Origin of the sequence: Sphingomonas oleivorans (genome assembly GCF_003050615.1) — a bacterium.
GTDB lineage: Bacteria > Pseudomonadota > Alphaproteobacteria > Sphingomonadales > Sphingomonadaceae > Sphingomonas_H > Sphingomonas_H oleivorans.
Genome location: NZ_NWBU01000009.1, coordinates 302,438 through 329,381, shown reverse-complemented (window position 1 = coordinate 329,381; position 26,944 = coordinate 302,438). Strand labels below are relative to the sequence as shown.

At 65.4% G+C, this 26,944-nt stretch carries 24 protein-coding genes; 8 read left to right on the top strand and 16 right to left on the bottom strand.

Annotation, left to right across the window (positions count from 1 at the left end; all coding sequences use genetic code 11):
• Window positions 1–277 precede the first annotated feature (277 nt).
• The gene (gene scpB / locus CLG96_RS11400; RefSeq protein ID WP_107968041.1) at window positions 278–1,057 is read left to right on the top strand and encodes a methylmalonyl-CoA decarboxylase; all 780 of its coding nucleotides are present in this window, start codon (window positions 278–280) and stop codon (window positions 1,055–1,057) included.
• A gap of 572 nt (window positions 1,058–1,629) precedes the next feature.
• Here scpB and CLG96_RS18775 read toward each other — a convergent pair.
• From CLG96_RS18775 to CLG96_RS11340, 10 genes are all read right to left on the bottom strand, one after another.
• Window positions 1,630–1,827: a hypothetical protein gene (locus tag CLG96_RS18775; protein WP_165799626.1), complete on the bottom strand. Its 198-nt coding sequence runs from the start codon at window positions 1,825–1,827 to the stop codon at window positions 1,630–1,632.
• 462 nt (window positions 1,828–2,289) lie between these two features.
• Window positions 2,290–4,728, bottom strand: coding sequence for a ligase-associated DNA damage response DEXH box helicase (locus CLG96_RS11390; RefSeq protein WP_107968038.1), 2,439 nt, complete (start codon window positions 4,726–4,728; stop codon window positions 2,290–2,292).
• On the bottom strand, window positions 4,691–4,864 hold the full coding sequence (locus CLG96_RS18770) for a hypothetical protein (protein ID WP_165799625.1): 174 nt from the start codon (window positions 4,862–4,864) through the stop codon (window positions 4,691–4,693). The genes CLG96_RS11390 and CLG96_RS18770 overlap by 38 nt, the downstream gene beginning before the upstream one ends.
• Before the next feature lie 1,004 nt (window positions 4,865–5,868).
• Complete coding sequence (gene pgmG, locus CLG96_RS11370) at window positions 5,869–7,251, bottom strand: phosphoglucomutase/phosphomannomutase PgmG (protein ID WP_107968133.1); 1,383 nt, start codon at window positions 7,249–7,251, stop codon at window positions 5,869–5,871.
• A gap of 65 nt (window positions 7,252–7,316) precedes the next feature.
• Window positions 7,317–7,730 (bottom strand): J domain-containing protein, encoded by a 414-nt coding sequence (locus CLG96_RS18985; protein WP_207796666.1) that lies wholly within the window; start codon window positions 7,728–7,730, stop codon window positions 7,317–7,319.
• Window positions 7,727–8,539: a division plane positioning ATPase MipZ gene (locus tag CLG96_RS11360; RefSeq protein WP_107968031.1), complete on the bottom strand. Its 813-nt coding sequence runs from the start codon at window positions 8,537–8,539 to the stop codon at window positions 7,727–7,729. The genes CLG96_RS18985 and CLG96_RS11360 overlap by 4 nt, the downstream gene beginning before the upstream one ends.
• A gap of 267 nt (window positions 8,540–8,806) precedes the next feature.
• A complete protein-coding gene (locus tag CLG96_RS11355) occupies window positions 8,807–9,916 on the bottom strand; it encodes a GNAT family N-acetyltransferase (protein ID WP_107968131.1) in 1,110 nt (369 codons plus the stop codon).
• A gap of 24 nt (window positions 9,917–9,940) precedes the next feature.
• A complete protein-coding gene (locus tag CLG96_RS11350; RefSeq protein ID WP_107968130.1) occupies window positions 9,941–10,399 on the bottom strand; it encodes a RidA family protein in 459 nt (152 codons plus the stop codon).
• Window positions 10,400–10,431: 32 nt separating this feature from the next.
• Window positions 10,432–11,055 (bottom strand): hypothetical protein, encoded by a 624-nt coding sequence (locus CLG96_RS11345; protein ID WP_107968029.1) that lies wholly within the window; start codon window positions 11,053–11,055, stop codon window positions 10,432–10,434.
• Window positions 11,052–11,321 (bottom strand): DUF3572 domain-containing protein, encoded by a 270-nt coding sequence (locus CLG96_RS11340; RefSeq protein ID WP_107968027.1) that lies wholly within the window; start codon window positions 11,319–11,321, stop codon window positions 11,052–11,054. Before CLG96_RS11340 ends, CLG96_RS11345 begins: the two co-directional genes overlap by 4 nt.
• 40 nt (window positions 11,322–11,361) lie before the next feature.
• Between CLG96_RS11340 and CLG96_RS11335 the strand changes: the two genes are divergently transcribed.
• On the top strand, window positions 11,362–11,724 hold the full coding sequence (locus CLG96_RS11335) for a response regulator (RefSeq protein WP_107968128.1): 363 nt from the start codon (window positions 11,362–11,364) through the stop codon (window positions 11,722–11,724).
• A 138-nt stretch (window positions 11,725–11,862) separates the two neighbouring features.
• On the opposite strand, the gene rpmG is transcribed toward CLG96_RS11335, so the two are convergent.
• Entirely contained in the window at window positions 11,863–12,030 is a 168-nt protein-coding gene (gene rpmG / locus CLG96_RS11330) for a 50S ribosomal protein L33 (protein ID WP_010125625.1), read from the bottom strand.
• A gap of 192 nt (window positions 12,031–12,222) precedes the next feature.
• On the opposite strand from rpmG, the gene CLG96_RS11325 reads away from it, so the two are divergent.
• Window positions 12,223–12,558 (top strand): hypothetical protein, encoded by a 336-nt coding sequence (locus tag CLG96_RS11325; RefSeq protein WP_107968026.1) that lies wholly within the window; start codon window positions 12,223–12,225, stop codon window positions 12,556–12,558.
• Window positions 12,559–12,681: 123 nt separating this feature from the next.
• The gene (locus tag CLG96_RS11320) at window positions 12,682–13,182 is read left to right on the top strand and encodes a Dps family protein (protein WP_107968024.1); all 501 of its coding nucleotides are present in this window, start codon (window positions 12,682–12,684) and stop codon (window positions 13,180–13,182) included.
• Between the two features lie 36 nt (window positions 13,183–13,218).
• Here the strand turns inward: CLG96_RS11320 and CLG96_RS11315 are convergent, their stop codons facing one another.
• The gene (locus tag CLG96_RS11315; RefSeq protein ID WP_107968023.1) at window positions 13,219–13,851 is read right to left on the bottom strand and encodes a hypothetical protein; all 633 of its coding nucleotides are present in this window, start codon (window positions 13,849–13,851) and stop codon (window positions 13,219–13,221) included.
• Between the two features lie 197 nt (window positions 13,852–14,048).
• On the opposite strand from CLG96_RS11315, the gene clpB reads away from it, so the two are divergent.
• Complete coding sequence (clpB, locus tag CLG96_RS11310; protein WP_107968126.1) at window positions 14,049–16,628, top strand: ATP-dependent chaperone ClpB; 2,580 nt, start codon at window positions 14,049–14,051, stop codon at window positions 16,626–16,628.
• Window positions 16,629–16,703: 75 nt separating this feature from the next.
• Here clpB and CLG96_RS11305 read toward each other — a convergent pair whose 3' ends face one another.
• Window positions 16,704–16,979: an HU family DNA-binding protein gene (locus tag CLG96_RS11305; RefSeq protein WP_107968021.1), complete on the bottom strand. Its 276-nt coding sequence runs from the start codon at window positions 16,977–16,979 to the stop codon at window positions 16,704–16,706.
• 282 nt (window positions 16,980–17,261) lie between these two features.
• Between CLG96_RS11305 and CLG96_RS11300 the strand changes: the two genes are divergently transcribed.
• A complete protein-coding gene (locus CLG96_RS11300) occupies window positions 17,262–18,284 on the top strand; it encodes a DUF1338 domain-containing protein (protein ID WP_107968019.1) in 1,023 nt (340 codons plus the stop codon).
• Window positions 18,281–19,741, top strand: coding sequence for a succinylglutamate-semialdehyde dehydrogenase (gene astD, locus CLG96_RS11295; protein WP_107968017.1), 1,461 nt, complete (start codon window positions 18,281–18,283; stop codon window positions 19,739–19,741). Before CLG96_RS11300 ends, astD begins: the two co-directional genes overlap by 4 nt.
• 10 nt (window positions 19,742–19,751) lie before the next feature.
• Here astD and CLG96_RS11290 read toward each other — a convergent pair whose 3' ends face one another.
• Together CLG96_RS11290 and CLG96_RS11285 are read right to left on the bottom strand one after the other, a co-directional pair.
• Window positions 19,752–20,357: a redoxin domain-containing protein gene (locus CLG96_RS11290; RefSeq protein WP_107968015.1), complete on the bottom strand. Its 606-nt coding sequence runs from the start codon at window positions 20,355–20,357 to the stop codon at window positions 19,752–19,754.
• Window positions 20,358–20,453: 96 nt separating this feature from the next.
• Entirely contained in the window at window positions 20,454–22,532 is a 2,079-nt protein-coding gene (locus CLG96_RS11285; protein ID WP_107968013.1) for a protein-disulfide reductase DsbD family protein, read from the bottom strand.
• Window positions 22,533–22,604: 72 nt separating this feature from the next.
• Here CLG96_RS11285 and CLG96_RS11280 point away from each other — a divergent pair, with 72 nt between their 5' ends.
• Complete coding sequence (locus tag CLG96_RS11280; RefSeq protein WP_243395743.1) at window positions 22,605–24,227, top strand: alkaline phosphatase family protein; 1,623 nt, start codon at window positions 22,605–22,607, stop codon at window positions 24,225–24,227.
• Window positions 24,228–24,266: 39 nt separating this feature from the next.
• Here CLG96_RS11280 and metH read toward each other — a convergent pair whose 3' ends face one another.
• Window positions 24,267–26,894 (bottom strand): methionine synthase, encoded by a 2,628-nt coding sequence (metH, locus tag CLG96_RS11275; RefSeq protein WP_207796665.1) that lies wholly within the window; start codon window positions 26,892–26,894, stop codon window positions 24,267–24,269.
• Window positions 26,895–26,944: the final 50 nt, after the last annotated feature.

Genomic DNA, 26,944 nt, shown 5'->3' with positions numbered 1-26,944 from the left:
AGACCGGGGGGACATCGAGACCGGGCCGGCGACTCTCGTCCAGCTCACGCGCCGCGATTGTTCCACACAAGGAGGCAAATCAGTAGCAAAAACACCCCTCGGAACTGCCGAGCCTACCAGCCACCCCCGGATCAGCCCAAAAGTCCAGGTGCTTCCATGCGTCCAATCGAGCCCGGACCATGATCTGTAAATTGCAACGACTTCGTGCTCTGCAAAACCACTGCGAAGGATTGTTTTCCTTATACATTCCATATCGAACGTGAGGGGGAAAATGTAAATGCCGTTAGCACTTACCTCTATCCAGGGCGATATTGGGTTTATCACCCTGAATCACGAGCGAAAGAAAAATGCGCTCAGTGAACCGCTGGTTTGCGAGATCATCTCTGCCCTTGCTGCGTTCAGGGAGCAAGAGATACGGGTGGCAATCCTGCGCGCCCAGACCGGCTCAACAGTCTGGTCGGCGGGTCATGACGTGACCGAACTCCCGGACTCGCACCGGGATCCGCTGGAATGGCAGGATCCTCTTCGTCTCCTGATCAGGGAAATCGAGAACTTTCCGGCGCCCGTCATAGCCATGATCGAGGGCACGGTCTGGGGCGGCGCCTGCGAGACCGCGTTCGCGTGCGATCTGATCGTGGCGGCACCGAACGCCACCTTTGCCGTCACTCCGGCGAAGCTTGGCGTGCCCTACAACGTTTCCGGCATGGTCACCTTCCTGAATGCCGCCGGCCTGCGCATCATCAAGGAAATGGCCTTTACTGCGCAGCCCATGACGGCCGAACAAGCCGAAAGGCTCGGCATGATCAACTATGTTGTTCCCGTCGATGAGTTGGAGACGTTCACCGTGCAGCTCGCGCGTAAAATAACCGCCAACGCCCCATTGAGCATCTCAGTCATGAAAGAGCAGTTGAGAATTCTTGCGGGCGCGCGCCCCATGTCACCGCAGGGATTCGAGCGCATCCAAGGATTGCGCCGCGCAGTATATAGTAGTGATGACTATCAGGAAGGAATTCGCGCCTTCAAGGAAAAGCGCAAGCCCGTCTATAAAGGACGATGAGCGCGACTTCTGCGCTTATGGTCAAGCTGACGATTGCGATCCTGGGCGCAAGAAGGTGTTGGTTGTCGCTATCTACTGGGCAAAGGGGCACATCGCACTGCCGGCGCGTGGTACGGCTTGCCCGAGTGGGTATGAGCCAAACAGCGCGTGCTCAATGCCATTTGACAAGCCGAGCGGCGCTGCGGCAGTTCGAGCCATGGTCCATGAAACTTGGTCCGAAGCGACTGCCCCCGCCCGATCGAGAGCGTTCTGATGTCCCGCTTCGGTCGAGGTCAGCTAAGCTGACAACATCTCCGGAGGCAAGGCGACAACCTTGTTCCGGCTCGCATTTTCTGCCATTGTAAAATGAATATGTCAGTAAATGATATTAGGAAATCGAGAGGCCGCCCTGCTTCCGGTGGAACGCCTGTCACCGTCCGCCTATCGCCTGACCAACTTGCAACGCTGGACGAGTGGATAGCCAATCAACCTGATCCAAAGCCCAGCCGGCCCGAGGCGGTTCGGCAGCATTTGGACCGGAGCCTAGCTCAGTCAGGAAGCCGGATAAACGAACATCCGCGCTCAATTATCCTTCACGAGATGACCGGGCGAGACAAAATTGAGGAACCGCCCGATGCCTGATCCCCGCCCGGATTGACGAATTTCACAAGCACGAGATGTCGCACATTGCGAGCATCACGGTGAGCGTGCTTGAGGAGGATATCGATCAGCAGCGCATCGTCCGCCAGTCCCTGCACAATCCATTCGCGCCTAATCAGCACCAGCACCACGATCGACGATAATATGAAGAAGAGCGGGCCAAAGTCTGTACCAAGAGACCTTTTCCTAACCAATCTTCCAGCGGATATCTGACAATTCAGATTATCACGCCCTCCGCGACGGTTTGCCTGCCTTCCATCAACGCGAACTGACTTCCCGGCGTGAGCAAATGGGCCGGTACTTGCTCCGACAGAAACCGGACGGAGACAGTCATTGGGCTCTGCTGTCCGGACTGCTCCGGCAACTCGACGACCAAACTCCAGGCCGCCGCCGGCCAATCGCTTTGCGCGCGAAACCGCGCCACGGTCGAATAGAGCGGCCCTGTGTGTGCGGCCTTCCGTCCATCCTCGCTCTCCGACAGCCAGCGCGCAACTGCGCTCGCACGCCTCGACGCACTGCCTTCTCCCGGCTTATCACTAGCTGGTTAGATCGCTATACGAACGTCCGCAACGCGTCGGAATTTGCGGCCAGCCTCATTCCCCCCGCATCGCCTCCGCCGCCAGCGCTTCCGCCTCGATCAGCAGCGCATCATCCGCCTGCCCCTGCGCCACGCGCTCGCGCCCGATCAGCACCAGCACAGGCACGGCCAGCGGCGATACGCGATCCAGATCGACATGCAGCATCGTCCCCGCCGCGCGCTCCAATAGCGAGGCGAGCCGCCCCACATCCGTCATCCGCGCCCGCGCATCCGCCCAGGCCGCGCGCAGCAGCAGATGGTCGGGCTCGTAGCGCCTCAGCACATCATAGATGAGGTCGGTCGAGAAGCTGACCTGCCGGCCCGTCTTGCGCTTGCCCGGATGCTGCCGCTCGACCAGCCCGCCGATCACCGCAACCTCGCGGAACGCCCGCTTCAGCAGCGCCGATTGCTGCACCCAGTCGACAAATTCATGCTCCAATATATCCGGCGAGAAGAGCGCCGCCGGATCGACCACGGGCTTCAACGAATAGGTCGCCAGGGCATAGTCGCTCGCGACGAAGCCCAGCGGCTGCAGCCCCGCCGTCTCCATCCGCCGGGTGAGCAGCATGCCCATCGACTGATGCGCATTCCACCCCTCGAAACTGTAGCAGACCATATAATGACGCCCCTCGCGCGGGAATGTCTCGATCAGCAATTGCCCCGGATCGGGCAGCACCGATCGCCGCGCCTGCATCTCCAGCCATTCGCGCACATCGTCCGGAAAGCGCGCCCACTGGCCCGGCTCATGCAGATATTCGCGCACCCGCCGGGCGAGGCCCGTCGAGATCGGCATGCGCGCGCCGCCATAAGTGGGAATGCGCGCCGGCCGGGCGGTGGCGCGGACGATCAGATCCTCCACCTCGACCTTATCCACCTCCAGCGTCAGCCCCGCAAAGAAGAAAGTGTCGCCCTTCGCCAAGGTAGCAGCGAAGCCCTCCTCCACCTTGCCCAGCGTCCGCCCGTTCCTGAAGCGCACATTGAGCATCGTCGCCTCGACGATGATGCCCGCGTTCAGCCGATGCTGCTGCACGAAGCGCAGATGGCTCACCCGCCATGTCCCGTCCGCCTGGCGCGTCAGCCGCTTGAAACGATCATAAGCCCTGAGCGCATATCCGCCGGACTCGATGAAGCCGAGCACCGCTCCGAACGTCTCCGCGTCGAGCGCGCTGTAAGGCAGAGCCGAGCGCACCTCCTCCAGCATCTCCTCCTCGCGGAAGGGCCTGGCGCAGGCGCATGCCATGACATGCTGCGCCAGCACGTCGAGCGTCCCCGCCCGGAATATGTCGCGGTCGAGCTCGCCCGCCTCGACCGCGTCGAGCGCCGCGCGCGCCTCCAGATATTCGAAGCGGTTGCCCGGCACGAGCAGCGCCTGCGAAGGCTCGTCGAGCCGATGGTTGGCACGCCCGATCCGCTGGAGCAGCCGCGACGATCCCTTGGGCGCGCCCATCTGGATGACGAGATCGACATCGCCCCAGTCCACGCCCAGGTCGAGGCTGGAGGTCGCCACCAGCGCGCGGAGCCGCCCGTCCGCCATCGCCTGCTCCACCTTGCGCCGCGCCTCGGGGCTGAGCGATCCATGGTGGATGCCGATCGGCAGGCCCCGGTCGTTTACCGCCCACAGATCCTGGAAGATCAGCTCGGCCAGACTGCGCGTATTGCTGAAGACGATGGTGGTGCGGTGCCGCTCTATCTGCGCCATCACCTGCTTGGCCGCATAGCGCCCCGAATGGCCCGACCAGGGCACGCTGTCTTCCGGCAGCAGGATCGAAATATCCGCCTCCGCCCCCGGATCGCCCGTCACCAATGCCGTTGCATCGATATCGCCATGGGGCGCCAGCCAGGCGCGATAGCCGTCCGGGTCCGCCACCGTGGCGGAGAGCGCCACGCGCCGCATGCCCGGCGCCAGCCGCTGCAGCCGTGCGAGGCAGAGCGAGAGCAGGTCGCCCCGCTTGCCCGTGGCGAAGGCATGCACCTCGTCGATCACGATCGCCTTCAGATCCGCGAACAGCCCCGCCGCATCGGGATAGGAGAGCAACAGGCTCAGCGACTCCGGCGTCGTCAGCAGCATGTGCGGCGGCCTCGCCCGCTGCCGCGCCTTCCGGTCGGACGGCGTATCCCCCGTCCGCGTCTCGACCCGGATGTCGAGGCCCATCTCATGGATCGGATTGATCAAGTTCCGCCGGACATCGACCGCCAGCGCCTTCAGCGGCGAGACATAGAGTGTGTGAAGCGTCGTAACGGGATGCTCAACCAGATCGACCAGGCTGGGCAGGAAGCCCGCCATCGTCTTGCCCGCCCCGGTCGGCGCGACCAGCAGCGCATGGCGCCCCGCCCGTGCCGCCTCCAGCATCTCCAACTGATGCCGCCTGGGCGCCCAGCCCCGCGCGGCGAACCATCCGGCGATCGCCGGCGGCAAATCAGCTGCGATCCTTCTCCTCGCGGTCGATGCGGTCATAAAGCTCCGCCGTCCCGCGCTCCGTCCGCTCGCGCTGGGCGGGCGAACGGTTGCGATTGGCGATCACCGCCCAGATCAGCGCCACCGCCAACAGGATCGGCCCGATGATCGTGATGAGGCTCCACAGCGCTTCCATCTCCAGACTCCTGCATCCGGCCCTCTCCGCCAAACGCAGCATATCCGGCTCCGATCCCATGGAAGCCCGCCCGCCGCCATCCCTCTTGCATCCTGCGGCGATCCTGATGAGATAAACCATATTCAATCAGGTCCAAGACTTGTTGAAGAGTGAGGCTCCACGGAAAGATTGATACGCCTGATTTCCTTGTGCGTGGCGTTCGTCACGCGCTGAATGCTCATTAAGGCGGACCGAGGGTGAGCCAAAAGCTGGCGAGCAGAACGCCCAGGTTCCAGACCATATGCGCGGCGACGTTTGCCACATATCCAGTCATGTAGCCGCGCTCGCTTGCGACGCGGCAGTATAGTCCCGCGAGAAGCAAAAAAGCTCCACCAACGCCAACGGACAACAGACTCGCTCCATGTGCGCCCCAACCGATGACGAACATCGATCCGATGAAGAAAATGCTGCCAGCCTGAGGCAGCAGACGTTGCACAAGGCGAAGTGCTATAAGAAATATCACGCCTTCTATTAACGGCGATAGCAGCACATCCGCGATCAGCGCCTTTGTCAGATCATCCTTGCCTGGATTTCAAATGGCTGCAGCCGAACATCAGCGATAAGAAAACCCCAGGAAATTACAGCAAATGCACAAAGCATGCCGGTTGCTGCGGCGGAGAAGGCCCACCTGGGATCTTTCACGATTCCTCAAAAGATTTATTCAGATACTGATTAAGCATATGCCAACTCCGAGACACCAAGCTCAGAGTTAGCGCGGCCAGATGGACGAGATCCCGCATGCCGCAGCGGATTCGGAACTCGAACCGTCGCCCCGAGCGCGCGCACCCGCCACCGCTCTTTGCATCATCGTCAATATCATGGCGTCCGAGGGACGCACGGACATCAGCCCCGATCGGCTCCTGTCCGCCGACCAACCGCAGGACGTCTCCGCCCTTCCCTGGCATGGCTTTTTGTGACTTTCCGAACGACGGCACGCCCGATGCGCGCCGTCGTTCAGTTTCGGATCAGTGCCCTGCCGACAATACCGGCTCGACACCCGATGCGGAAAGCTGCGCATTGATCTGCCCCATAAGCCGGTCGAGCCCGGCCTGGTCCTTCGCCTCGGCGCGGGCGACCAGCACGTCCTGCGTGTTGGATGCGCGCAGCAGCCACCAGCCTTCGGGCGTGTTGACGCGGGCGCCGTCGGTGCGGTTCACATCCGCGCCTTCAGCCTCCAGCCGGTCGAGCACTTCCTCGACCACCTTGAACTTGCGATCCTCGGACGACTGGAAGCGCAGTTCGGGCGTGTTGACCATCTCCGGCATCGCATCTTTGATCGCGGTCAGCGATCCGCCGAGCACGCGCACCGCCTGGATCAGCCGGATCGCGGCATATTGCGCGTCGTCGAAGCCATACCAATTGTGGCGGAAGAAGATATGGCCGCTCATCTCGCCGCCGAGCGGGGAGTCGGTTTCCTTCATCTTGGTCTTGATGAGCGAGTGGCCGGTTTTCCACATCAGCGGCGTGCCGCCCAGCTCGGCGATCCGGTCATAGAGCGCCTGGCTCGCCTTGACGTCGCCGATGATGACGGCGCCCGGCTCCTCGCGCAGCACCGGCTCGGCGAGGATGGAGAGCAACTGGTCGCCCCACACGACGCGGCCCTGGCCGTCGATCGCGCCCAGCCGGTCGCCGTCGCCGTCGAAGGCGAGGCCGAAATCCAGCCCCTTTTCGAGCACCAGCTTCTTGAGATCGACCAGATTCTCCTCGACCGTGGGATCGGGATGATGGTTGGGGAAGGTGCCATCGATATCGGTGTAGAGCGTGTGATGCTCGCCCGGCAGCTGCTTGACCAGCTTCTCGATCACGCGGCCGGCAGCACCATTGCCCGCGTCCCAGCCGATCTTGAAGGCGCCGCCGGCATAGCCCGCCAGCAGCCGCTCGACATAAAGATCCTCGACATAGGCTTCGGAGACGGAGCCCTGCCCCTCTTCCCAGTCGCCCGTCTCGGCGAGCTTGCCGATCGACTGGATGTCCTCGCCGAAGAAAGGCTTATGCTGCAGCACCATCTTGAAGCCGTTATAGTCGGCCGGATTGTGGCTGCCCGTAATCTGGATGCCGCCATCCACTTCGAGCGTCGCTTCGGCATAATAGAGCATCGGGGTCGGGCCCAGGCCGATACGGATCACGTCCACGCCGCCCTTGGTCAGCCCGTCGACCAGCGCCGCTTCGAGCATCGGCGAGGAGATGCGGCCATCATAGCCGACCGCCACGCGCGTACCGCCCGCGCGGCGCACATGCGTCGCGAAGCCACGGCCGATCGCATAGGCATCTTCCGGGCCCAGCGTTTTGCCGACGATGCCCCGGATATCATATTCACGCAGCGATGTCGGATCGAAGCGATGGGTCATTTGGCTCTCCGCATAAGGATGGAAATGCAACTCAAAACTCAAGACGCACAGGAAATGTTACGGCTTCAAGATCGGGATCCACGCACCGACAATAATCTGTCGCGCGCTGCGTTGACGCGAGCGGTAAGGTCCGCCGAACCGCCGACATCGGGATGGACCCGTGCGATCAGCCGGCGATGCGCGGAACGCACCGTCTCGCTGTCCGCGTCGGGCGGCACGTCGAGCAGGCGGCACGCCTCCTCCGCGGACATGATCCCGCCCTGAGCCTCGCCCCGCTCGCCAGCGCGGCGGAACCACAGCCACCAGGCAGCACCGCCCCCCGCCAGCAGCGCCAGCGGAACCTCGCCCTTGCTGAACATCCTGATAGCGACGATCGCCGCCACCGCCGCCGCCACATCGCCGAAGCGCAGCGCGCGAAGCTCGCCCGTCTTCCAGGCCCAGGCGCCCACCAGCGCGGCGACGATCAGCGCCGGGATCATGCCTCGGCTACCTCGGGCGCCTGCTTCGGCGCGGACGTCCAGTCGGGGAGCGCGAAGCCCGCGACCAGCTCGCGCAGCTCCTGCCGCGCCGCGATATGGGCGATCCCGGCTTCCGCGCCGATCAGGTTGAGATCGAGGAGCGTAATTCCCTTGGGGAAAAGCTCGCGATAGATGACGCGCTCGGACAGGCCCGGTATCACGCGGAAGCCCACCCGCTTGGAAAGCTCGCCCAGCGCCGTCGCCACGCGGCGCATGTTGCGCGCTTCGAGATGCTGGAGGCGGTTGCGCAGCAGCACCCAGTCGACCGTGCCGCCGTCGGCGCGCGCGCGCGCCTTGCGCGCCTCCCACACCAGCTCGGAATAGAAGCTCGGCCGCTTGATCCTGTACGTCTCGGGATCGACCTGGCCGATCAGGTCGAGGTCGATGAAACTGTCGTTGATCGGCGTCACCAGCGTATCGGCGCGCTCGATCGCGGCGCGCGCATGCGGATCGTCGCGGCCCGGCGTGTCAACCACCACTATGTCCGCATCGGCAGCCAGCGCGTCCAGCCGCTCGCCGATCACCATGCCCTTGTCCGGATCGAACGTCTCGCAGTTCGGCATCGGCAGGTCGACACCCGAGCGCCGCATCGTTGCCTCGCGATTTTCCATATAGCGGGCGAAGGTGCGCTGACGCGTGTCGAGATCGATCGCCGCCACCCTGCGGCCTGCCGCCGCCAGCGCGACCGCGGTATGCACGGCAGTGGTCGATTTGCCCGATCCGCCCTTCTCGTTGGCGAAGACGATCAGATGCGCTGCGGCGGCACTCATGCCCGAAACCCTTGATCCCTGCTATCCATACCGTGCCGGCGCCCCATGCACGGACCACAGCTTATGGCCGCCGCTGCGATTTCACGCAAATGCTTCGTAATCTGCAAGGAAAAACTTAGGTGCTGCACCGAAATCGCGGCGAACAACATCGCCAAAGGGAAAGGAATGATGCTCGGCGGAAGAAAAAGCGCCGCAGCATCGACCGCTCGACACAAGAATGGAGACGATCGGCTTGCCGATGACCGGGCATGTCGGGAAAGCTCCACCCTATCCCCGGCGGAACGGCCCAATCTCGTCCAACATGGCGATATTCTGCGCCACGGCCTGCCGCTCCGCCTCCAGATAATTCGCCACGGCCGCGCGGAAGCCCGGATCGGGAATATGATGGGCGGAATAAGTGGCGGTCGGCTGATAGCCGCGCGCCAGCTTATGCTCCCCCTGCGCGCCCGCCTCGACCGTCTTCAGGCCCCGCGCAATCGCGGCATCGATCGCCTGATAATAGCAGAGCTCGAAATGGAGGAAGGGCACCTCCTCGGTCGCGCCCCAATAGCGGCCATAAAGCGCGTCCGCGCCGATCAGGTTGAGCGCGCCCGCGATCGGCCTGCCATCGCGCAAAGCGAGGATAAGCAGCACCCGATCGCCCATCCGCTCGCCGAGCAGCGAGAAGAAGGCGCGGGTAAGATAGGGCCGGCCCCACTTCCTGGCGCCCGTATCCTGATAGAAGCGCCAGAAGGCGTCCCAATGCGCCTCGGTCAGTTCCCGGCCGGCGACATGGACGATCTCCAGCCCCTCGACCGCGGCCGCGCGCTCCTTGCGGATCGCCTTGCGCTTGCGCGATGCCAGCGCGCCGAGAAAGTCGTCGAAACTGGCATAGCCTTCATTGGTCCAGTGGAACTGGCGATCGGTGCGGATCAGCCATCCCGCCGCCTCGAACAGCGACACCTGCTCCGGCGCGACGAAGGTAGCGTGCGCGGAGGACAGGCCATGCTGCTGCACGACCGCTTCGGCCGCAGCGATCAGCGCCGGCGCGAGCGTTGGATCGCGCAGCAGCAGGCGCGGCCCCGGCACCGGCGTGAAGGGCACCGCGATCTGCAGCTTGGGATAATAGCGCCCGCCGGCGCGCTCATAGGCATCGGCCCAGCCATGATCGAACACATATTCGCCCTGGCTATGGCTCTTTGCATAAGCGGGCAGGATCGCCGCGGGGCGCCCGTCCGCCCCATCGATCGCAAGCGGGACGGATTGCCAGCCCCTGGCGCTGGTGGCGCTTCCCGAATCCTCGAGCGCCGACAGGAAGGCATGGGAAATGAAGGGATTGTCCTGCCCGGCGCACGCATCCCATGCGTCGGCGGAAAAGGCCGATACGCCGTCCGCCATCCGCGCGACGACGCCCGTCACCGCTCAATCCCGGACGGCGACGACTGCATCCACCTCGACCGCGGCGCCCAGCGGCAGCACCGGCACGCCGACCGCGCTGCGCGCATGCCTGCCCGCATCGCCGAACACGGAAACCATCAGTTCGGACGCGCCATTGGCGACCTTGGGCTGGGCGGTGAAATCGGCCGTCGAGGAGACGAACACGCCGAGCTTCACGATCCGCTCGACCCGATCGAGCGAGCCCAGCGCCGCCTTGATCTGCGCGAGCAGCATCACGCCGCAACGCTCGGCCGCGAGACGACCAAATTCCTCGTCGCAATCCTCGCCCAGCCGCCCGGTCATCAGCGCACCGTCGCGGAAGGGAAGCTGGCCGGAAACATGGAGCAACCCGCCCGCCAACACGGTGGGCACATAGGCGGCGACGGGGGCGGCGGGCTCGGGCAGTTCGATGCCGAGTTCGGAAAGGCGGTTGTCTATCGTCATGGCGCCGTACTTCGGCCCCAGCGCCGCGAGCGTCAAGAGCAGGCCGGCACCCGGAAATGCGCCAGCACCCATTGCGCGGCCTCCTGCCAGTCGTCGATCCGCGCATGGGCGGCGGACGCCGGCGGCACGAGCGGCGCGAGCGCCGGCTCGGAAACCATATGCAATCGATAAACGTCGGGCGCATGTTCCGCGACGGAGTCATGATGCGTCGCCAGATCGTCGACGAACACCGCCACCGAGGGACGATATTCCTCGATCAGCCGGCATACGGGCGGCCCCTTGCCGCCCTGATTGCATTGCACGCGGTGGCGAATGCCGAGCGCTTCGAGCTGCGCCACGCGGCCGGCATGGCAATGATCGCCGAGATTGGTGAGCACGACGATATCGGCCACTTCGCCGATCCGGGCCAGCGCCTCGCGCGCATGCGGCACCAGCGTCTGGCGGTGCATTTCGGTCGCGAAGAAATTGTCGAGCAGCGACCACATCTCCTCGGGCGTCAGCACATATCCGTCGCTCCGCCGACGCATCGAATCGGCGAAATGGCCATGCTTCAGATTGAGGTCGATCGCATGCGCCTCATCCAGCCACGCCCCGAAAGGGCTCACCATATGGAGCAGCACTTCGTCGCAATCGGTGATCAGGAGCGGCCGGCTCATCCCTCGAGCGACTCCCGTGCCTGGACGAGCGCCTCGGGCGCGACGCCGATCGATTCGGCGCAAGCGATCAGATCCGGCTGATGCGCTTCGAGGAAGCCCAGCGTCGCGGCCAGCAAGGCGGGCTCCGCCGCACGGGCACGCAGATCATCCGGCGCGAGCCCGGTCAGCGCGAGCAGCCGCCCGGCCCGGTCTGGCTGCGCCAGCGTCCAGGCGAGCGCCGTCAGGCCCAATGCCGCGGGATCGGGGATGATTGTCTGCCTTGGCATCCTGGCCTAACGTCAATTTTCAACAATATGGTATGTGGGCGTGGCGAAGAAAGTGCTCGTTGTCGAGGACAATGATCTCAATCTGAAACTCTTTTGTGACCTGCTGCGCGCCCATGATTATGCGGCCGAGCCCGTGCGGGACGGCCGCGAGGCAGTCGAGCGGGCCCGCGCCTTCGCGCCCGATCTGGTGATCATGGATATTCAACTGCCCCATGTCAGCGGGCTGGAACTGATCGAGACGATGAAGGCGGATGATGACCTGCGCAACATCCCGATCATGGCGGTGACCGCCTATGCCGCAAAAGGGGATGAGGAGCGCATCCGCTCCGCCGGCGCCGAGGCCTATGTCTCCAAGCCGATTTCGGTAGCGCGCTTCGTGGAAGCGGTCGAATCGCTGATCTGATGACATGAAAATGCCGATCCAGCGGAAAGCCCGGCCTTCCTTCCTGTCGGAACAGGAGCAGGAGATCGAGCCACCGCTGGATCGAGCGAGAAGCGGGATCAAGTCCGGGGCGGCGCCGTCGCGCCCGCCCGCACGGGCTTACTTGATCTTGGCTTCCTTGAAATCGACATGCTTGCGCACGACCGGATCATATTTCCGGAAGCTCAGCTTCTCGGTCTGGGTGCGCGGGTTCTTCTTCGTGACATAGAAGAAGCCGGTGTCGGCGGTGCTGACGAGCTTGATCTTTACGGTGGTCGGCTTTGCCATGACCCGTTACCCTCTGAACCTGTGCGATCGACGCGAATAAAAAAATAAAAGCGGCGTCGCCGCCGCTCCTGTCAGCCCGGGCCTTTGGGATAGACTGGCCGAAAAGTCAAGCAGCGCGGCCCCTATTGCAACGCCAGCGTCGCAATTCGCCCCTAAAAATGCGCTCGGGGACACTGCAGCGCAAGGGGTGTGATGATGGAAATGGCCTTGGGACATGGCGATGGGGGCCCCTTCCCGCCAGCCGCCGTCCGGGCGAGAATCGATGCGCTGGAGCGCGATTTCCGCATATTGGCGCCCACGGAACTCGGCCGACGCGTGAATGCGCTTCACCGACTCGCGCGGACCGCAGGGCTGGAGCCTGCGGCGACGCTGGCGGCGGGGCTCGCCGATGCAGTCGCACGGCATGGGCGCGGGGCGATGATCATGCCCTATCTTGCGGGCCTGCGCGAAGCGGCCTGCTGCGAACCGAGCGATTCGCGCGCGGGCGACATATTGCTGGCGACGATCGGCGTCCGCCTCGCCGGCTGACAATCGGCCTGCAATCGACGGGATCGATCAGTGCGATCACAACATTTTCATGGTTCCAGGCGCCACCAACGCTAGAGTGGATCGTTAGCGCAACGAACCAAACTGCCTTGGAGGAACAAGATCATGGCGAAAACGCCTGAGCCCGAGCTCGCCACACCCACCGACCTGCCGTCCAACGCCGTCTCCTCGGTGGCGGATGCGCTGAACGGCATATTGGCCGACAGCTATGCGCTCTACCTCAAGACCAAGAACTTCCACTGGCACGTATCGGGCCCGCATTTCCGCGATTATCATCTGATGCTCGACGAACAGGCGACGCAGATCCTCGGCACCACCGATGCGATCGCCGAGCGCGTCCGCAAGACCGGCGGCACCACGCTGCGCTCGATCGGCGACATCGCCCGTCGGCAGACGATCAAGGACAATGACGCCGAATTCGTCAGCGCCACCGACATGCTCGCCGAACTGCGCGACGACAATCTGAAGCTGGTCGAGAAGTTCCGCGAAGCCAAGGACATCGTCGACGCGGCGAAGGACAATGCCACGAGCGGCATTCTCGACGAATGGACCGACCTCGCCGAGGAACGGGCCTGGTTCCTGTTCGAAGCCAGCCGCGGCGCCTGATCGCGAACAGCCGCCGCCCGATCGCCCGAGGGCGCTTCAGGCGGCGGCCCTGGCGCGGCCGAATAGCCGGCCTTTCCCTCGGCGAGCGGCGAAGCCGGCAAGCGACAGCCCGGCAGTCATCGTCGCCCAGCCCTCCGGCTCGGGCGCAGGCGGGGTGATGCTGAACGTCAGAGGAGCGATGCTCGATTGCCCGAGATCGTCTGCTTCAGCGCGAGCCAGTGCGGAAAAGGATAGCAATTCCGTCGCGCCCGGATAGCGAAGATCGTGGATCAGATCCGCCCCATTCGCTTCGAAATCCAGATAGAAGAACAGCTTATGGCTCGGAATCGCGCGATCGACGAAGCCGGTGGAGAATTGCAGAAACTCGTCTGAGCCGTCGTCCCCCACCAGATCGCCATAATAGGAATATTGCGCAAATCGCCGACTGCCGATGCCGAAATGGATCTCGGCATCATCGAACAGCGCCACGCCCAATCCGGGGTTGGTTTCATAGACGTAAAAGGGCAGCGCATCGCGGTCATAGGACAGCGTTCCCGAAACCTTCATGCCGGTCGGATAGAGCGATCCATCGGCGAAATTGCCATCGAACTTGATGCGCACCTGCTCGGCCGAAGCGGCGGCCGGAACGATCATGGCCAGGATAGCCGCGACGACCAGCCCTATCCTCATATGCAATCCTCCCGAACGCCGGCGACGCAAAGCATGTCGGCAGGAAAAGCTTCCTCCAAACGGGGATAATCTCCGGGCAAATGCTGAGCCGCAAAGCAGCGCGCGACTGCTCGCAGGAAGAGGATAGGGAAAATGTCGCGCCAGCCCCTTGTGTTGCATAATAGCAACATCATATCCGTCCGCGAAAGGGGATGTTCATGAACCTCGAAAAGTTCACCGATCGCACCAAGGGCTTTCTCCAGTCGGCGCAGACCGTCGCCATCCGGATGAATCATCAGCGGATCGCACCCGAGCATTTTCTGAAGGCGCTGCTCGAAGACAAGGAAGGCATGGCGGCCAATCTGATCCGCGCCGCCGGCGGCAGCCCCGAAGCGGCGCTGCGCGAAACCGATGCGGCGCTCGCCAAGCATCCTGCCGTCACCGGCGGCGGCGCGCAGCAGCCGCCCGGGCTCGACAATGATATGGTCCGCGTCCTCGATTCCGCCGAGCAGATCGCCGAAAAGGCCGGCGACAGCTATGTCACCGTCGAACGGCTGCTGCTGGCGCTGACGCTCGCGACCGGCACCGCAGCAGGCAAGGCGCTCGCCAGCGCGGGCGTGAGGGCGGATGCGCTCAACGCCCGGATCAACGCGCTGCGCGGCGGCCGCACGGCGGACAGCGCGTCGGCCGAGGATCGCTATGAGGCGCTCAAAAAATATGCGCGCGACCTGACCGAGGCCGCGCGCGAGGGCAAGCTCGATCCGGTGATCGGCCGCGACGAGGAGATTCGCCGCACCATCCAGATCCTCGCCCGGCGCACCAAGAACAACCCCGCGTTGATCGGCGAGCCGGGCGTCGGCAAGACCGCGATCGCCGAGGGGCTCGCGCTGCGCATCGCCAATGGCGACGTGCCCGACGGCCTGAAAGACCGGCGGCTGATGGCGCTCGACATGGGATCCCTGATCGCGGGCGCAAAATATCGCGGCGAGTTCGAGGAGCGGCTGAAGGGTGTGCTCGACGAGGTGAAGGGCGCCGAAGGCGAGATCATCCTGTTCATCGACGAGATGCACACGCTGATCGGCGCGGGCAAATCCGAAGGCGCGATGGATGCGAGCAACCTGCTGAAGCCCGCCCTCGCGCGCGGCGAGCTGCATTGCATCGGCGCCACCACGCTCGACGAATATCGCAAATATGTCGAGAAGGACCCGGCGCTCCAGCGTCGCTTCCAGCCCGTCTTCGTGGGCGAGCCGACCGTCGAGGACACGATCGCTATATTGCGCGGGCTCAAGGAGAAATATGAGCTCCATCATGGCGTGCGCATCGCCGACAGCGCGATCGTCGCGGCCGCGACGCTTTCCAACCGCTACATCACCGACCGCTTCCTGCCCGACAAGGCGATCGACCTGATGGACGAGGCCGCCTCGCGCCTGCGCATGGAGGTGGAGTCCAAGCCCGAGCAGATCGAATCGCTCGACCGGCGCATCATCCGCCTCAAGATCGAGCGCGAGGCGCTGAAGAAGGAGACCGATTTCGCCTCGAAGGACCGGCTCGCCAATCTGGAGCATGAGCTCGCCCAGCTCGAGCAGCAATCGGCCGAGCTCACGCAGCGCTGGCAGGCGGAAAAGGAAAAGATCCACGCCGAGACCAAGATCAAGGAGCAGCTCGACCAGGCCCGCATCCAGCTCGAACAGGCGCAGCGCTCGGGCGACCTCGCCAAGGCGGGCGAGCTATCCTATGGCGTGATCCCCAGCCTCGAACGGCGGCTTGCCGAGGCGCAGGCAGCTTCGCAGAGCGCGATGCTGCGCGAGGAAGTGACATCCGAGGACATTGCCTCGGTCGTGTCGCGCTGGACGGGCATCCCCGTCGACAAGATGCTGGAAGGCGAGCGCGAGAAGCTGCTCCACATGGAAGAAGCGCTCGGCCGCCGCGTGATCGGGCAGGAGGAGGCAGTGAAGGCCGTCTCCGCCGCCGTCCGCCGCGCGCGCGCGGGCCTGCAGGATCCCGGCCGGCCGCTCGGCTCCTTCCTGTTCCTCGGCCCCACCGGCGTCGGCAAGACCGAACTCACCAAGGCGCTCGCCGAATTTCTGTTCGACGACAGCGCGGCGATGGTGCGGATCGACATGAGCGAGTTCATGGAGAAGCATTCGGTCGCCCGCCTGATCGGCGCGCCCCCGGGCTATGTCGGCTATGAGGAAGGCGGCGTGCTGACCGAGGCGGTCCGCCGGCGGCCCTATCAGGTTGTGCTGTTCGACGAGGTGGAGAAGGCGCATCATGACGTCTTCAACATCCTGCTGCAGGTGCTCGACGATGGGCGGCTGACCGATGGCCAGGGCCGCACGGTCGATTTCGCCAATACGCTGATCATCCTGACGTCCAATCTCGGCTCGCAATTCATCGCCAACCTGCCGGACGATCAGCCGGTGGAAAGCGTCGAGCCACAGGTGATGGAGGTCGTCCGCGCCCATTTCCGCCCGGAATTCCTGAACCGGCTGGACGAGATCATCCTGTTCCACCGGCTTGGCCCGCAGCATATGGGCCCGATCGTCGATATCCAGGTGGCGCATGTCCAGCGGCTGCTGAAGGATCGCAAGATCGCGCTGAGCCTGACGGAGGCGGCACGCGCCTGGCTCGGCCGGGTAGGCTATGATCCGATCTATGGGGCAAGGCCGCTCCGGCGCGCCGTGCAGAAATATCTGCAGGATCCGCTGGCCGATGCGATCCTCAGGGGCGATGTGCCGGATGGTTCGGTCGTCACCGTCGACGAGGGCGACGGGGCCTTGAAACTGTCGGTGGGCTGAGGCGCCCACAGGCTGGAAATAAATGGCCGGGAAAGACTGTCGCCGGAACATATGCCCCGGCGACAGTCTGCAGGATCAGCCGTTCAGCTTGTCCTTCACCGCCTTGGCAGGCGTGAAGCCGAGCTTGCGCGACGCGGCGATCTTCATCGGCTCGCCGGTCGCCGGATTGCGGCCGTCGCGGGCCGGGCTGTTCTTCACCTTGAACTTGCCGAAGCCGCTGAGCGAGACTTCCTCATCCTTCGCCGCGGCGTCCGTGATCGCGGAGAAGACGGCGTCGATCAGCTTGCGGGCTTCGGCCTTGGTGACGCCATGATCGGTTGCGATACGATCGGCGAGATCGGCATTATTCATATCGTGACTTTCCTCCGTGAATCGGGAGGCGGCTTGTAGCGACAGCGATAGACCTTCGTCCATCGCCAGCACAGCGTTTCAGCCGCCCTTGCGCTGCTATCGGGCGAAAATGCGCACTTGTCACCATCGTTCGTGCAATTGCCGCAACCAGCTGCCCACCCGAACATTGTCCGAGCAGCCGGAATCGATGCTGTGCGCGCCGCCGTGCCCGTTCACAAGGGTGTCCTCGACGCGTCCGTCATCCTATGACAACCGCACGATCAAGGCACAGAGGAATGTCTGATGGCCAATGAGAATGATGTCGTCGCAGCCCTTGTCGCGACGATGCTGGGTGAGGCAGGAGCCGCCGGCGCGGTCGCCAAGCTCGATCTCGATCCCGCAACCACCACCGGTGACGGCGAGACCGTGTCCCGCGCCGCCTTTGCCATGGCGCTCAACGTCCTGCTGTTCGACGACCTGCTGCGCCGCGTGCCGACCGGCGCCGCCTATGTGGCGGACAGGATCGCGGGCGGCGGCAAGCTGCTTTTCGATCATGGCGCGCTGCGCACGATCCGCTTCGCGGATGGCCCCACGGGGGAGTTGCCGGCGGGCGAGGCCGCCTTCACCCGCATTCTCGAGCCGCTCGGCTATCATATGGCGGAAGTCTATCCCCTCCCCCGCCTCAAGATGACGGGCCGCGCCTATCGCCACCGCGATGCGCCCGAAACGATCCCGCAATTCTTCGTGAGCGAGCTGCATGTCGATCGCTTCGACGCGGCGTTCGGCGAGGCCGCCGCCCGCATCTTCGGCAACTCACATGATCCGCTCGGGCAGGCCGCCCGGACGGCACTCGATCTTTTCGCGGCGGAGGGCGCTGTCCCCTTCCCCGTCGCCGCAGCGGCGCTGCCCGAGATCGTCGCCGCCTTCGGCCGCCACCATCCCGCACCCGCACTCGCCGATTATGAGACATTGCTGGGCCAGTCCGCCGAAGCCGCCTGGATCGCGACCGAGGGCAATGCCTTCAACCATGCCACCGATCGCGTGGCCGATGTCGATACGCTGGCGGAGGCGCAGCGCGCGCTCGGCCGGCCGATGAAGGATCAGGTCGAGATATCGGGCAGCGGCCGCATCCGCCAGACCGCCTTTCGCGCCGATCCGGTCGAACGCAAGTTCGTCGGTCTCCATGGCGAGATCGTTCGCCGCGCGGTCCCCGGCTCTTTTTACGAATTCATCACCCGCAAGATCGATCCGGAGACGGGCAAGCTCGACCTCGGATTCGACAGCGGCAATGCGCAGGGCATCTTCGCGATGACCAAGACGGCATGAGCGGGCTCTATATTGATGGACGCTGGCGCGCCGGCAGCGGAGCACCGTTCGCCTCCATCGATCCTGCGACGGGCGAGACGATCTGGGAGGAAGCATCGGCCTCCCCCGCCGATGTCGCGGCCGCCGTCGCGGCGGCCCGCGCCGCCTTTCGCGGCTGGGCCGATACGCCGCTCGACGAGCGCATCGCCGCCGTGCGCCGCTTCGCCGGCGTGCTCGGCGAGCGCCGCTCCATGCTTGCCGAGGCCATATCGCGCGAGACGGGCAAGGCGCTGTGGGAGAGCGAGGCCGAGATCGGCTCGATGATCGCCAAGGTCGAGGTGTCGATCGCCGCGCAGGCGGAGCGCGCCGGCACGCGCGAGGCGGCCCTCGCCTTCGGCAGCGCGGTGTTGCGCCATCGCCCGCATGGCGTGATGGCGGTGCTCGGCCCCTATAATTTCCCGGGTCATCTGCCCAACGGCCATATCGTGCCGGCGCTGCTGGCGGGCGACACGATCGTCTTCAAGCCGTCCGAGCTCACCCCGCTGGTCGGCCAGCTCATGGCCGAGGCATGGGCGGGGGCAGGATTGCCGGCCGGCGTGTTCAATCTCGTCCAGGGCGGGCGCGACACCGGCGCCGCCCTGATCGAAACGCATATCGATGGGCTGCTCTTCACCGGCTCGGCTGCGGCCGGCGCGCATTTCCGCCGCGTCTTTGCCGATCGGCCGCAGGTGATCCTCGCGCTGGAGCTGGGCGGCAACAATCCGCTTATCGCCTGGGATACGCCCGCCGAACCCGCCGCCTCGATCATCGCCCAGTCGGCCTTCGTCACCACCGGCCAGCGCTGCTCCTGCGCGCGCCGTCTGATCGTGCCGGAAGGCGCTAGCGGCGATGCGATCGTCGAGGCAGTGGCGGCGCTGGCGGATCGCCTCCGCATCGGCGCCTGGAACGAGGCGCCGGAATCCTTCATGGGCCCGCTCATCTCCGATGCCGCGGCGGCACAGGCGCATGGCGCGGTCGATCGCCTCGTCGCGGCCGGCGCGCGCAGCATCCGCCCGCTGCTGCGACCGGAGGGGAAGCGCTCCGCCTTCGTCACGCCCGCGCTGATCGACGTGACCGGAATCGCCGCGCCCGATGCCGAAATCTTCGCGCCGGTGCTGCAGATCATCCGCGTTCCCGGCTTCGATGCGGCGATCGAGGCCGCCAATGCGACCGCCTTCGGCCTGTCCGCCGGGCTGATCAGCGACGATGACGCGCTCTGGCACCGCTTCCTCGACCGCTCCCGCGCGGGCGTGGTGAATCGCAATCGGCCGACTACGGGCGCTGCATCGAACATGCCCTTCGGCGGCATAGGCGCATCGGGCAATCATCGGCCGAGCGCTTATTATGCCGCCGATTATTGCGCCTATCCCGTTGCCAGTTTCGAGGCGGCCAAGGTGGTGGACCAGAGCGATAGCATCAGGGGCCTTGCCACCAGCTGATCACGCCCGTTCAGGAGGCATATTTGACCGAGCAGCCATAGCTGCGCGTCTGGGCGACGGAGACCTGCTTGCCTGCCTTCACTTCCGCCAGCGCCGCCAGCACATGGTTGCGCGCGCCCGCTATGTCGGCGGGATCGGCAGTGGGCCGATCATCGATCGCGCCCTGGTAGACGAGGATGCCTTTCGCATCGATCACATAGATTTCGGGCGTGGTCTTGGCGGCATAGGCCCTGCCGATCGCGCCCGAAGGATCGAGCAGATAGGCGGTCGGCTGCGCCTTTTGCGCCTTCACGAAGCCATTGGCCGCGGCCCCCGTCATATGGCCCTGCTTGCCCGATGCCCCGGAATTGACGCTGAGCCACACTGCGCCGTCCTGCCGCGCGCGGGCCTGCGTCTTCTGCATATTCCCGCTGCGATAATGTTTCTGCACGAAAGGACAGCCCGGATTATTCCATTCGAGCACGACCGTCCGGCCGCGATAATCGGCCAGCTTCACCGGCCTGCCATTGGAATCGACCCCGCTGAAGGCCGGTGCGGGCGCACCGATGCGGGGCTGGGCCGATGCCGGCGCCGCGATCGCGACGGACAGGGTGACGAGGGCAAACAGGCGAGACATAGGCGCACCTCCCAAACCCATCCCCGCCGGACCCATCATCCTGCGGCCATCGGCGGGACGTCAATCACTGAAAACACGCTGTGCCGAGCAAGGCCCTCAGGCGCCGAGCGCGGTGAGCGTCCCCGGCGTCAGCACCTGCGGCAGCACGGTCGGCTCGCCGCCGCCGGCCGGATAGAAGAGATAGAGCGGCACACCCGACCGGCCATGCGTCGCGAGGAAACGGCCGATCGTCGCGTCGCCGCGCGTCCAGTCGCCCACCAGCACCGCCACCTTTCTCGCCTTGAACGCGTCGGCGACCTCGGCGCGCTCGATCGCAGCCTTCTCGTTCACCTTGCAGGTCAGGCACCAGTCTGCCGTGAAATAGACGAAGATCGGCCTACCCTCGCTGCGGAGCGCCGCCAGCCGCGCCTCGCTGAACGGCTCGGCGCTGAGCGCGCTTTCCGTCTTGGCGGATGCGATCGCCGGCTCGCGCGGCACCACGACCAGCAGCGCGATCGCCGCCGCCGCCGCCGGCACGAGCGGCCACCATGCGGCCCCCGCGCCGCGCGCCTGCCGCCGCCCGACCCACCAGAGCGCCAGCCCGATCAGTAGTGCGGCACCCAGCCCCAGCGTCATACCGTCCACGCCCGCCTGCCGCCCGAGAATCCAGGCAAGGCCCAGCGCCGTCGCGAACATCGGAACGGCAAGGATGCGCCGCAGCTTATCCATCCACGCCCCCGGCCTGGGCAGCTTGCGCCGCAACGCGGGCACGAAACCCAAGGCGAGGAAAGGCAAGGCAAGACCCAGCCCCAGCCCCGCGAATACCGCCATCGCGCCCGCCGGCGGCAGAACGAGCGCCGCCCCCAGCGCCGCGCCCATGAAAGGCCCGGTGCAGGGCGTCGCGACGAAGGCCGCCAGCGCGCCCGTCCAGAAGGCACCGCCCATACCGCCGGAGGAGGCAAGGCTGTCGCCTCCCGAAATCACCGGCAGCTCGAACAGCCCGGCGAGATTGAGCCCGATCGCCGCCACCAGCAGGAGGAGGAAGAGGATCACGCGCGGATCCTGAAGCTGGAAGGCCCAGCCCGCTACATTGCCGCCCGCGCGCAACACCAGCAGGATCGCGCCCAGCGCCGCGCAGACCAGCACCACGCCCGCTGTATAGGCGAGCGCCTCCTTGCGCGCCGAAGCCTCGGACTCACCCGACCGGGCGAGGCTCAACGCCTTCAGGCTCAGGATCGGAAAGACACAGGGCATGATGTTGAGCAGCAATCCGCCCAATATCGCGCCGCCGAGCGCGAGCAGCAGCGTTGCCGCATCGCCCTCTTCCCCGGCCCCAGCTGCCTCGCCCGCCTTGGCTAGCGGCGTGCCGCCCGCGGGCACCGTACCCGACACCGCCGTCAACATCAGCCCATTATGCTCGCCGAGCTTCAGCAGTCCCTCGATCTTCGCGGGTGCCGCCTCGCCCTCGCGTGCCTTGGTCTCGATCACCAGCAGGTCGCCGTCGCGCGTCACCGTCTGCGGCGCGGCATAGTCGATCACGCCATCGGTCAGCGGGAAGAAATAGGCCTGGCTTACCGCCGCCGCGGCCGGCAGCGGCACGCCCAGGCGAAAGCTGCTCCCCGCGACCGCGAACTTGGCCTCCGAACCCAAGGGCTTGGGCAGCGCGGCGCGATAACGGTCGAACTCGGCGCGCGTCGCGGCGTCCACCGCGCCGTCGCCCACCACCAGATCGATCGCAAGCTCCGCCGTCTCGGGCACGCAGATTTCGGACGTGCAGACCAGCCAGTCCGCCTTGCCCCGGATGGGCAGCTTCGTGCCCGGCGCCAGCCCCGCCGGCAGCGTCAGCTCCATCAACTGCGTATAGGGCCCTTCATAGACATAGTTCATCAGGCCCGAGATCAGCAGCGTCTGCGGCACGGGATATTGGATCGGGCCGATCGTCACGCCCGGCGGCGCGGTCCATTCGATATTCGTCTCGACGCCCGAATCGCCCGGATTCTTCCAATAGCCATGCCATGTCGGATCGGGCCGCATCAGCAGCGCGAGCGTGATCGTCGTCCCCGCCTTGGGCGCGCTGCTTTCCGCCACCAGCCTCGACTTGAGATGCGGCTCCGCCTGCGCGCGCGCCACCATGGGCGCCAGCAGCGCCGCCAAGGCCAGCCACAACGTCATTAACCGGAAACCGAGGCCGTTCATCGTCACTCCGCACGTGATTTCGGGGCCGCTATAACATAATGCGGCAAAAGCGCGATCAACCGGGGAACAGTTTTGAAACGACTATTCGTAAGTCTCGCCGCCCTTCTTTCCGCCACGGCCGCGCCGGCCGCACCGCCTCCGCCGAAGCTGATCGTCGCCATCTCGGTCGATCAATTCTCCGCCGATCTCTTCGCCGAATATCGGCAGATCTTCACCGGCGGCATGAAACGGCTGGCCTCCGGCGCCGTCTTCCCGTCGGGCTATCAGAGCCATGCCGCGACGGAGACCTGCCCGGGCCATTCGACGATCCTCACCGGATCGCATCCCGCCCGCACCGGCATCATCGCCAATAACTGGATCGACCAGAGCGTCGCCCGCGCGGACAAGAATGTCTATTGCGCCGAGGATCCGACGGCGCCCGGCAGCGATCATGACAATTATGTCCCCTCCACCCTCCATCTGAAGGTGCCGACGCTCGGCGACCGGATGAAGTCGGCCGATGCCCGCTCGCGCGTCGTCTCGGTCGCGGGCAAGGATCGCGCGGCGATCATGATGGGCGGCCATGCGACCGACCAGATCTGGTTCTGGGGCGGCAAGAGCTTCGTCACCCTCGCCGATCACAAGGGTCCGCCGCCCGCGATCGTCTCGCTGACCAACGCCCGGCTTGCCGCGCTGATCGCCCGGCCGGCGGTCGCCAAGCTGCCGCCGGTCTGCCGCTCGCGCTCCGTCGCGGTGCCCGTCGGCGGGCGCGAGGTGGGCGTTCTGGCCGATCGCGCGGCGGAGGATTTCCGCGGCTTCCGCGCCGCCGGCGAGTTCGACGCCGCCACGGCGGACCTCGCCATCGGCCTCCTCAAGGATATGAAGCTGGGCCAGGGCCCCGCCCCCGATCTCCTCACCATCGGCCTGTCCGCAACCGATTATGTCGGCCACGGCTTCGGCGTGGAGGGCGCCGAGATGTGCGCGCAGATGATGGCGCTCGACGCGACGGTCGGCCGCATCCTCGCCGCGCTCGACGGCTCGGGCGTGCCCTATGCGGTGGTGCTGACCGCCGACCATGGCGGGCATGACCTGCCCGAGCGCAACCTGCGCCGCGCCTTCGGGGATGCCCAGCGCGCCGATCCGGCGCTGTCTCCCGGGACGTTCGGCAAGGCGCTCGCTGCCGATCTCGGCTTCGGCGACAGGAAGCTGTTGCTCGGTGACGGGCCGTTCGGCGACTGGTATCTCGCGCGCGACATCGATGCCGTCGATCGGCCGCGCATCCTGTCCGCCGCACGCGCCAAGCTGCTCGCCCATCCGCAGGTGGAGGCGGTCTTCACCGCCGAGGAGCTGCGCCGCATGCCCGATCCCCAGCCTCCGGTGGAGGAATGGTCGGTGCGCGAGCGCGTCCGCGCCAGCTTCGATCCCGAACGATCGGGCGACCTGATCGTGATCCTGAAGCCGCATGTCACGCCGATCTCCGATCCGTCCAAGGGCTATGTCGCCACCCATGGCAGCCCCTGGGCCTATGATCGCCGCGTGCCGATCCTGTTCCTGCGGCCCGGCGCGACGTCGTTCGAACAGCCGTTGTCGGTCGAAACGGTCGATATCCTGCCGACGCTCGCCGCACTGATCGGCCTCGACGTGCCGAAGGATCAGATTGACGGCCGCTGCCTCGATCTCGATCCGGGCGAGGCCGGCACCTGCCCGGCCAAATGACGATCATCCCCTCCCCGCCCATGCGGGGAGGGGCATCGCTCAATCGAGATTGGGCCTGAGCCAGCGCTCCGCCGTCTCCAGATCGACGCCGCGCCGCGCGGCATAATCGTCGAGCTGATCGCGTCCCACCCGCGCCACGCCGAAATATTGGCTGTCGGGATGGCCGAAATAGAAGCCGGACACCGCCGCCGTGGGCAGCATGGCGAAGCTCTCCGTCAGCGTGATCCCCGTCGCATCGGTCGCCTTCAGAAGATCGAACAGGATCGGCTTCAGGCTGTGGTCCGGGCAGGCGGGATAGCCCGGCGCGGGCCGGATGCCGCGATACTGCTCCTTGATCAGCGCCTCGTTGGTGAGCTGCTCGCCTTCCGCATAGCCCCATAGCTCGGTGCGCACATGCGCATGCAGCCGCTCGGCAAAGGCTTCGGCCAGGCGATCGGCGAGCGCCTTCAGCAGGATATCGGAATAATCGTCCGTCTCCGCCTTGAAGCGGGCGAGATGCGCTTCGATGCCATGCCCCGCCGTCACCGCGAAGCCGCCGATCCAGTCGCCATCGGACGAGATGAAGTCGGCCAGGCACATATTGGCCCGCCCCTCGCGCTTCCTGATCTGCTGGCGCAGCATCGGCAGCGTGATTTCCCCATCCTCCGTGTGAACAAGGATATCGTCGCCCACGCGCCGACAGGGCCAAAGCGCCGCCACGCCCTTGGCCGTCAGCCATTTCTCGGCGATGATCCGGTCGAGCATCGCCTCGGCATCCGCGAACAGGCTGCGCGCACTCTCGCCCACAATCTCGTCGTCGAGGATGGCCGGGTAATTTCCCGCCAGCTCCCAGGCACGGAAGAAGGGCGTCCAGTCTATATAGTCGCGCAGATCCTCGAGCGGCCAATCCCCATAGACATGCACGCCCGGCCGCTTCGGCGCGGGCGCCTTCTGCGCCTCGTCGAGCGGGAAGGCGTTGGCGCGCGCCTCCTCGATCGTCGCCAGCTCATTCTGCCCCTTGCCCTCGCGCGCGAGGCGCACCGCCGCATAATCGGCGGCGGTCTTCTCGACGAAGGCATCGCGCTGCGTATCGGACATCAGCGTGGAAGCGACGCCCACGGCGCGCGAGGCATCGAGCACATGCACCACCGGCCCCTCATAGGCCGGCGCGATGCGGAGCGCGGTATGCACCTTGGAGGTCGTGGCCCCGCCGATCAGCAGCGGCATCGCCATCTTCGCACGGTCCATCTCCTGCGCGACCGTCACCATCTCGTCGAGCGAGGGGGTGATGAGGCCGGACAGGCCGATCATGTCCGCATCATTCTCCTTCGCGGATTTGAGGATGTCCATCCACGACACCATCACGCCGAGATCGATCACCTCATAGCCGTTGCACTGGAGCACGACGCCGACGATATTCTTGCCGATATCATGCACGTCGCCCTTCACGGTCGCCATGATGATCCGGCCCTTGGCGCGCTGCCCCTGCACCTTCTCCGCCTCGATGAAGGGCAGGAGATGCGCCACCGCCTTCTTCATCACGCGCGCGGATTTCACGACCTGCGGCAGGAACATCTTGCCCGATCCGAACAGGTCGCCGACGACGTTCATGCCGTCCATCAGCGGCCCTTCGATCACCTCGATCGGCCGCGCGAAATTCTGCCGCGCCTCTTCGGTATCCTCGACGACATAGGCGTCGATGCCCTTCACCAGCGCATGTTCGAGCCGCTTGACGACATCCCAGCCGCGCCATTCCTCCGCCGCCTTCTCGGCCGCCGCATCCTTGCCGCGAAACTGCTCGGCAAGCGCGATCAGCCGCTCGGTCGCATCCTCGCGCCTGTCCCAGATGACGTCTTCGCACGCCTCGCGCAGCTCCGGGTCGATCGCGTCATAGACGTCGAGCTGGCCGGCATTGACGATGCCCATGTCCAGCCCCGCCCGGATGGCGTGATAGAGGAACACACTGTGCATCGCGCGCCGCACCGGCTCATTGCCGCGGAAGGAGAAGGAGAGGTTCGAGACACCACCCGAAATATGCGCATGCGGGCAGCGCAGCTTTATCTCGCGGCATGCCTCGATGAAGTCGATCGCATAGCGCCGATGCTCGTCTATGCCCGTCGCGACCGCGAAGATATTGGGATCGAAGATGATGTCCTCAGGCAGGAAGCCGATGCCGACGAGCAGATCATAGGCGCGTCCGCAAATCTCGACCTTGCGCTCCTTCGTGTCCGCCTGGCCCGTCTCGTCGAACGCCATGACGACGACCGCCGCGCCATAGGCCATCACCTTACGGGCATATTTCAGGAATTCGGCTTCGCCTTCCTTCAGGCTGATCGAATTGACGATCGGCTTTCCGGACACGCATTTCAGCCCCGCCTCGATCACGCTCCATTTGGAGCTGTCGATCATCACGGGCACGCGCGCGATATCGGGCTCGGCGGCGATCAGCTTGAGGAAGCTGGTCATCGCCATCTCGGCGTCGAGCAGCCCCTCATCCATATTGACGTCGACCACCTGCGCGCCATTCTCGACCTGCTGGCGCGCGACCTCGACCGCGCTGGCATAATCGCCCGCCATGATCAGCTTCTTGAACCGCGCCGATCCGGTCACGTTGGTCCGCTCGCCGATATTGACGAAATTGGCGGTGGAAACGGCGGAGGGCGCGTCGATCGGGAATGCGGTGGCCACTTGGTCTTTCTTTCGTCGCCCCCACGCAGGTGGGGGCCTATGTCTGGCGC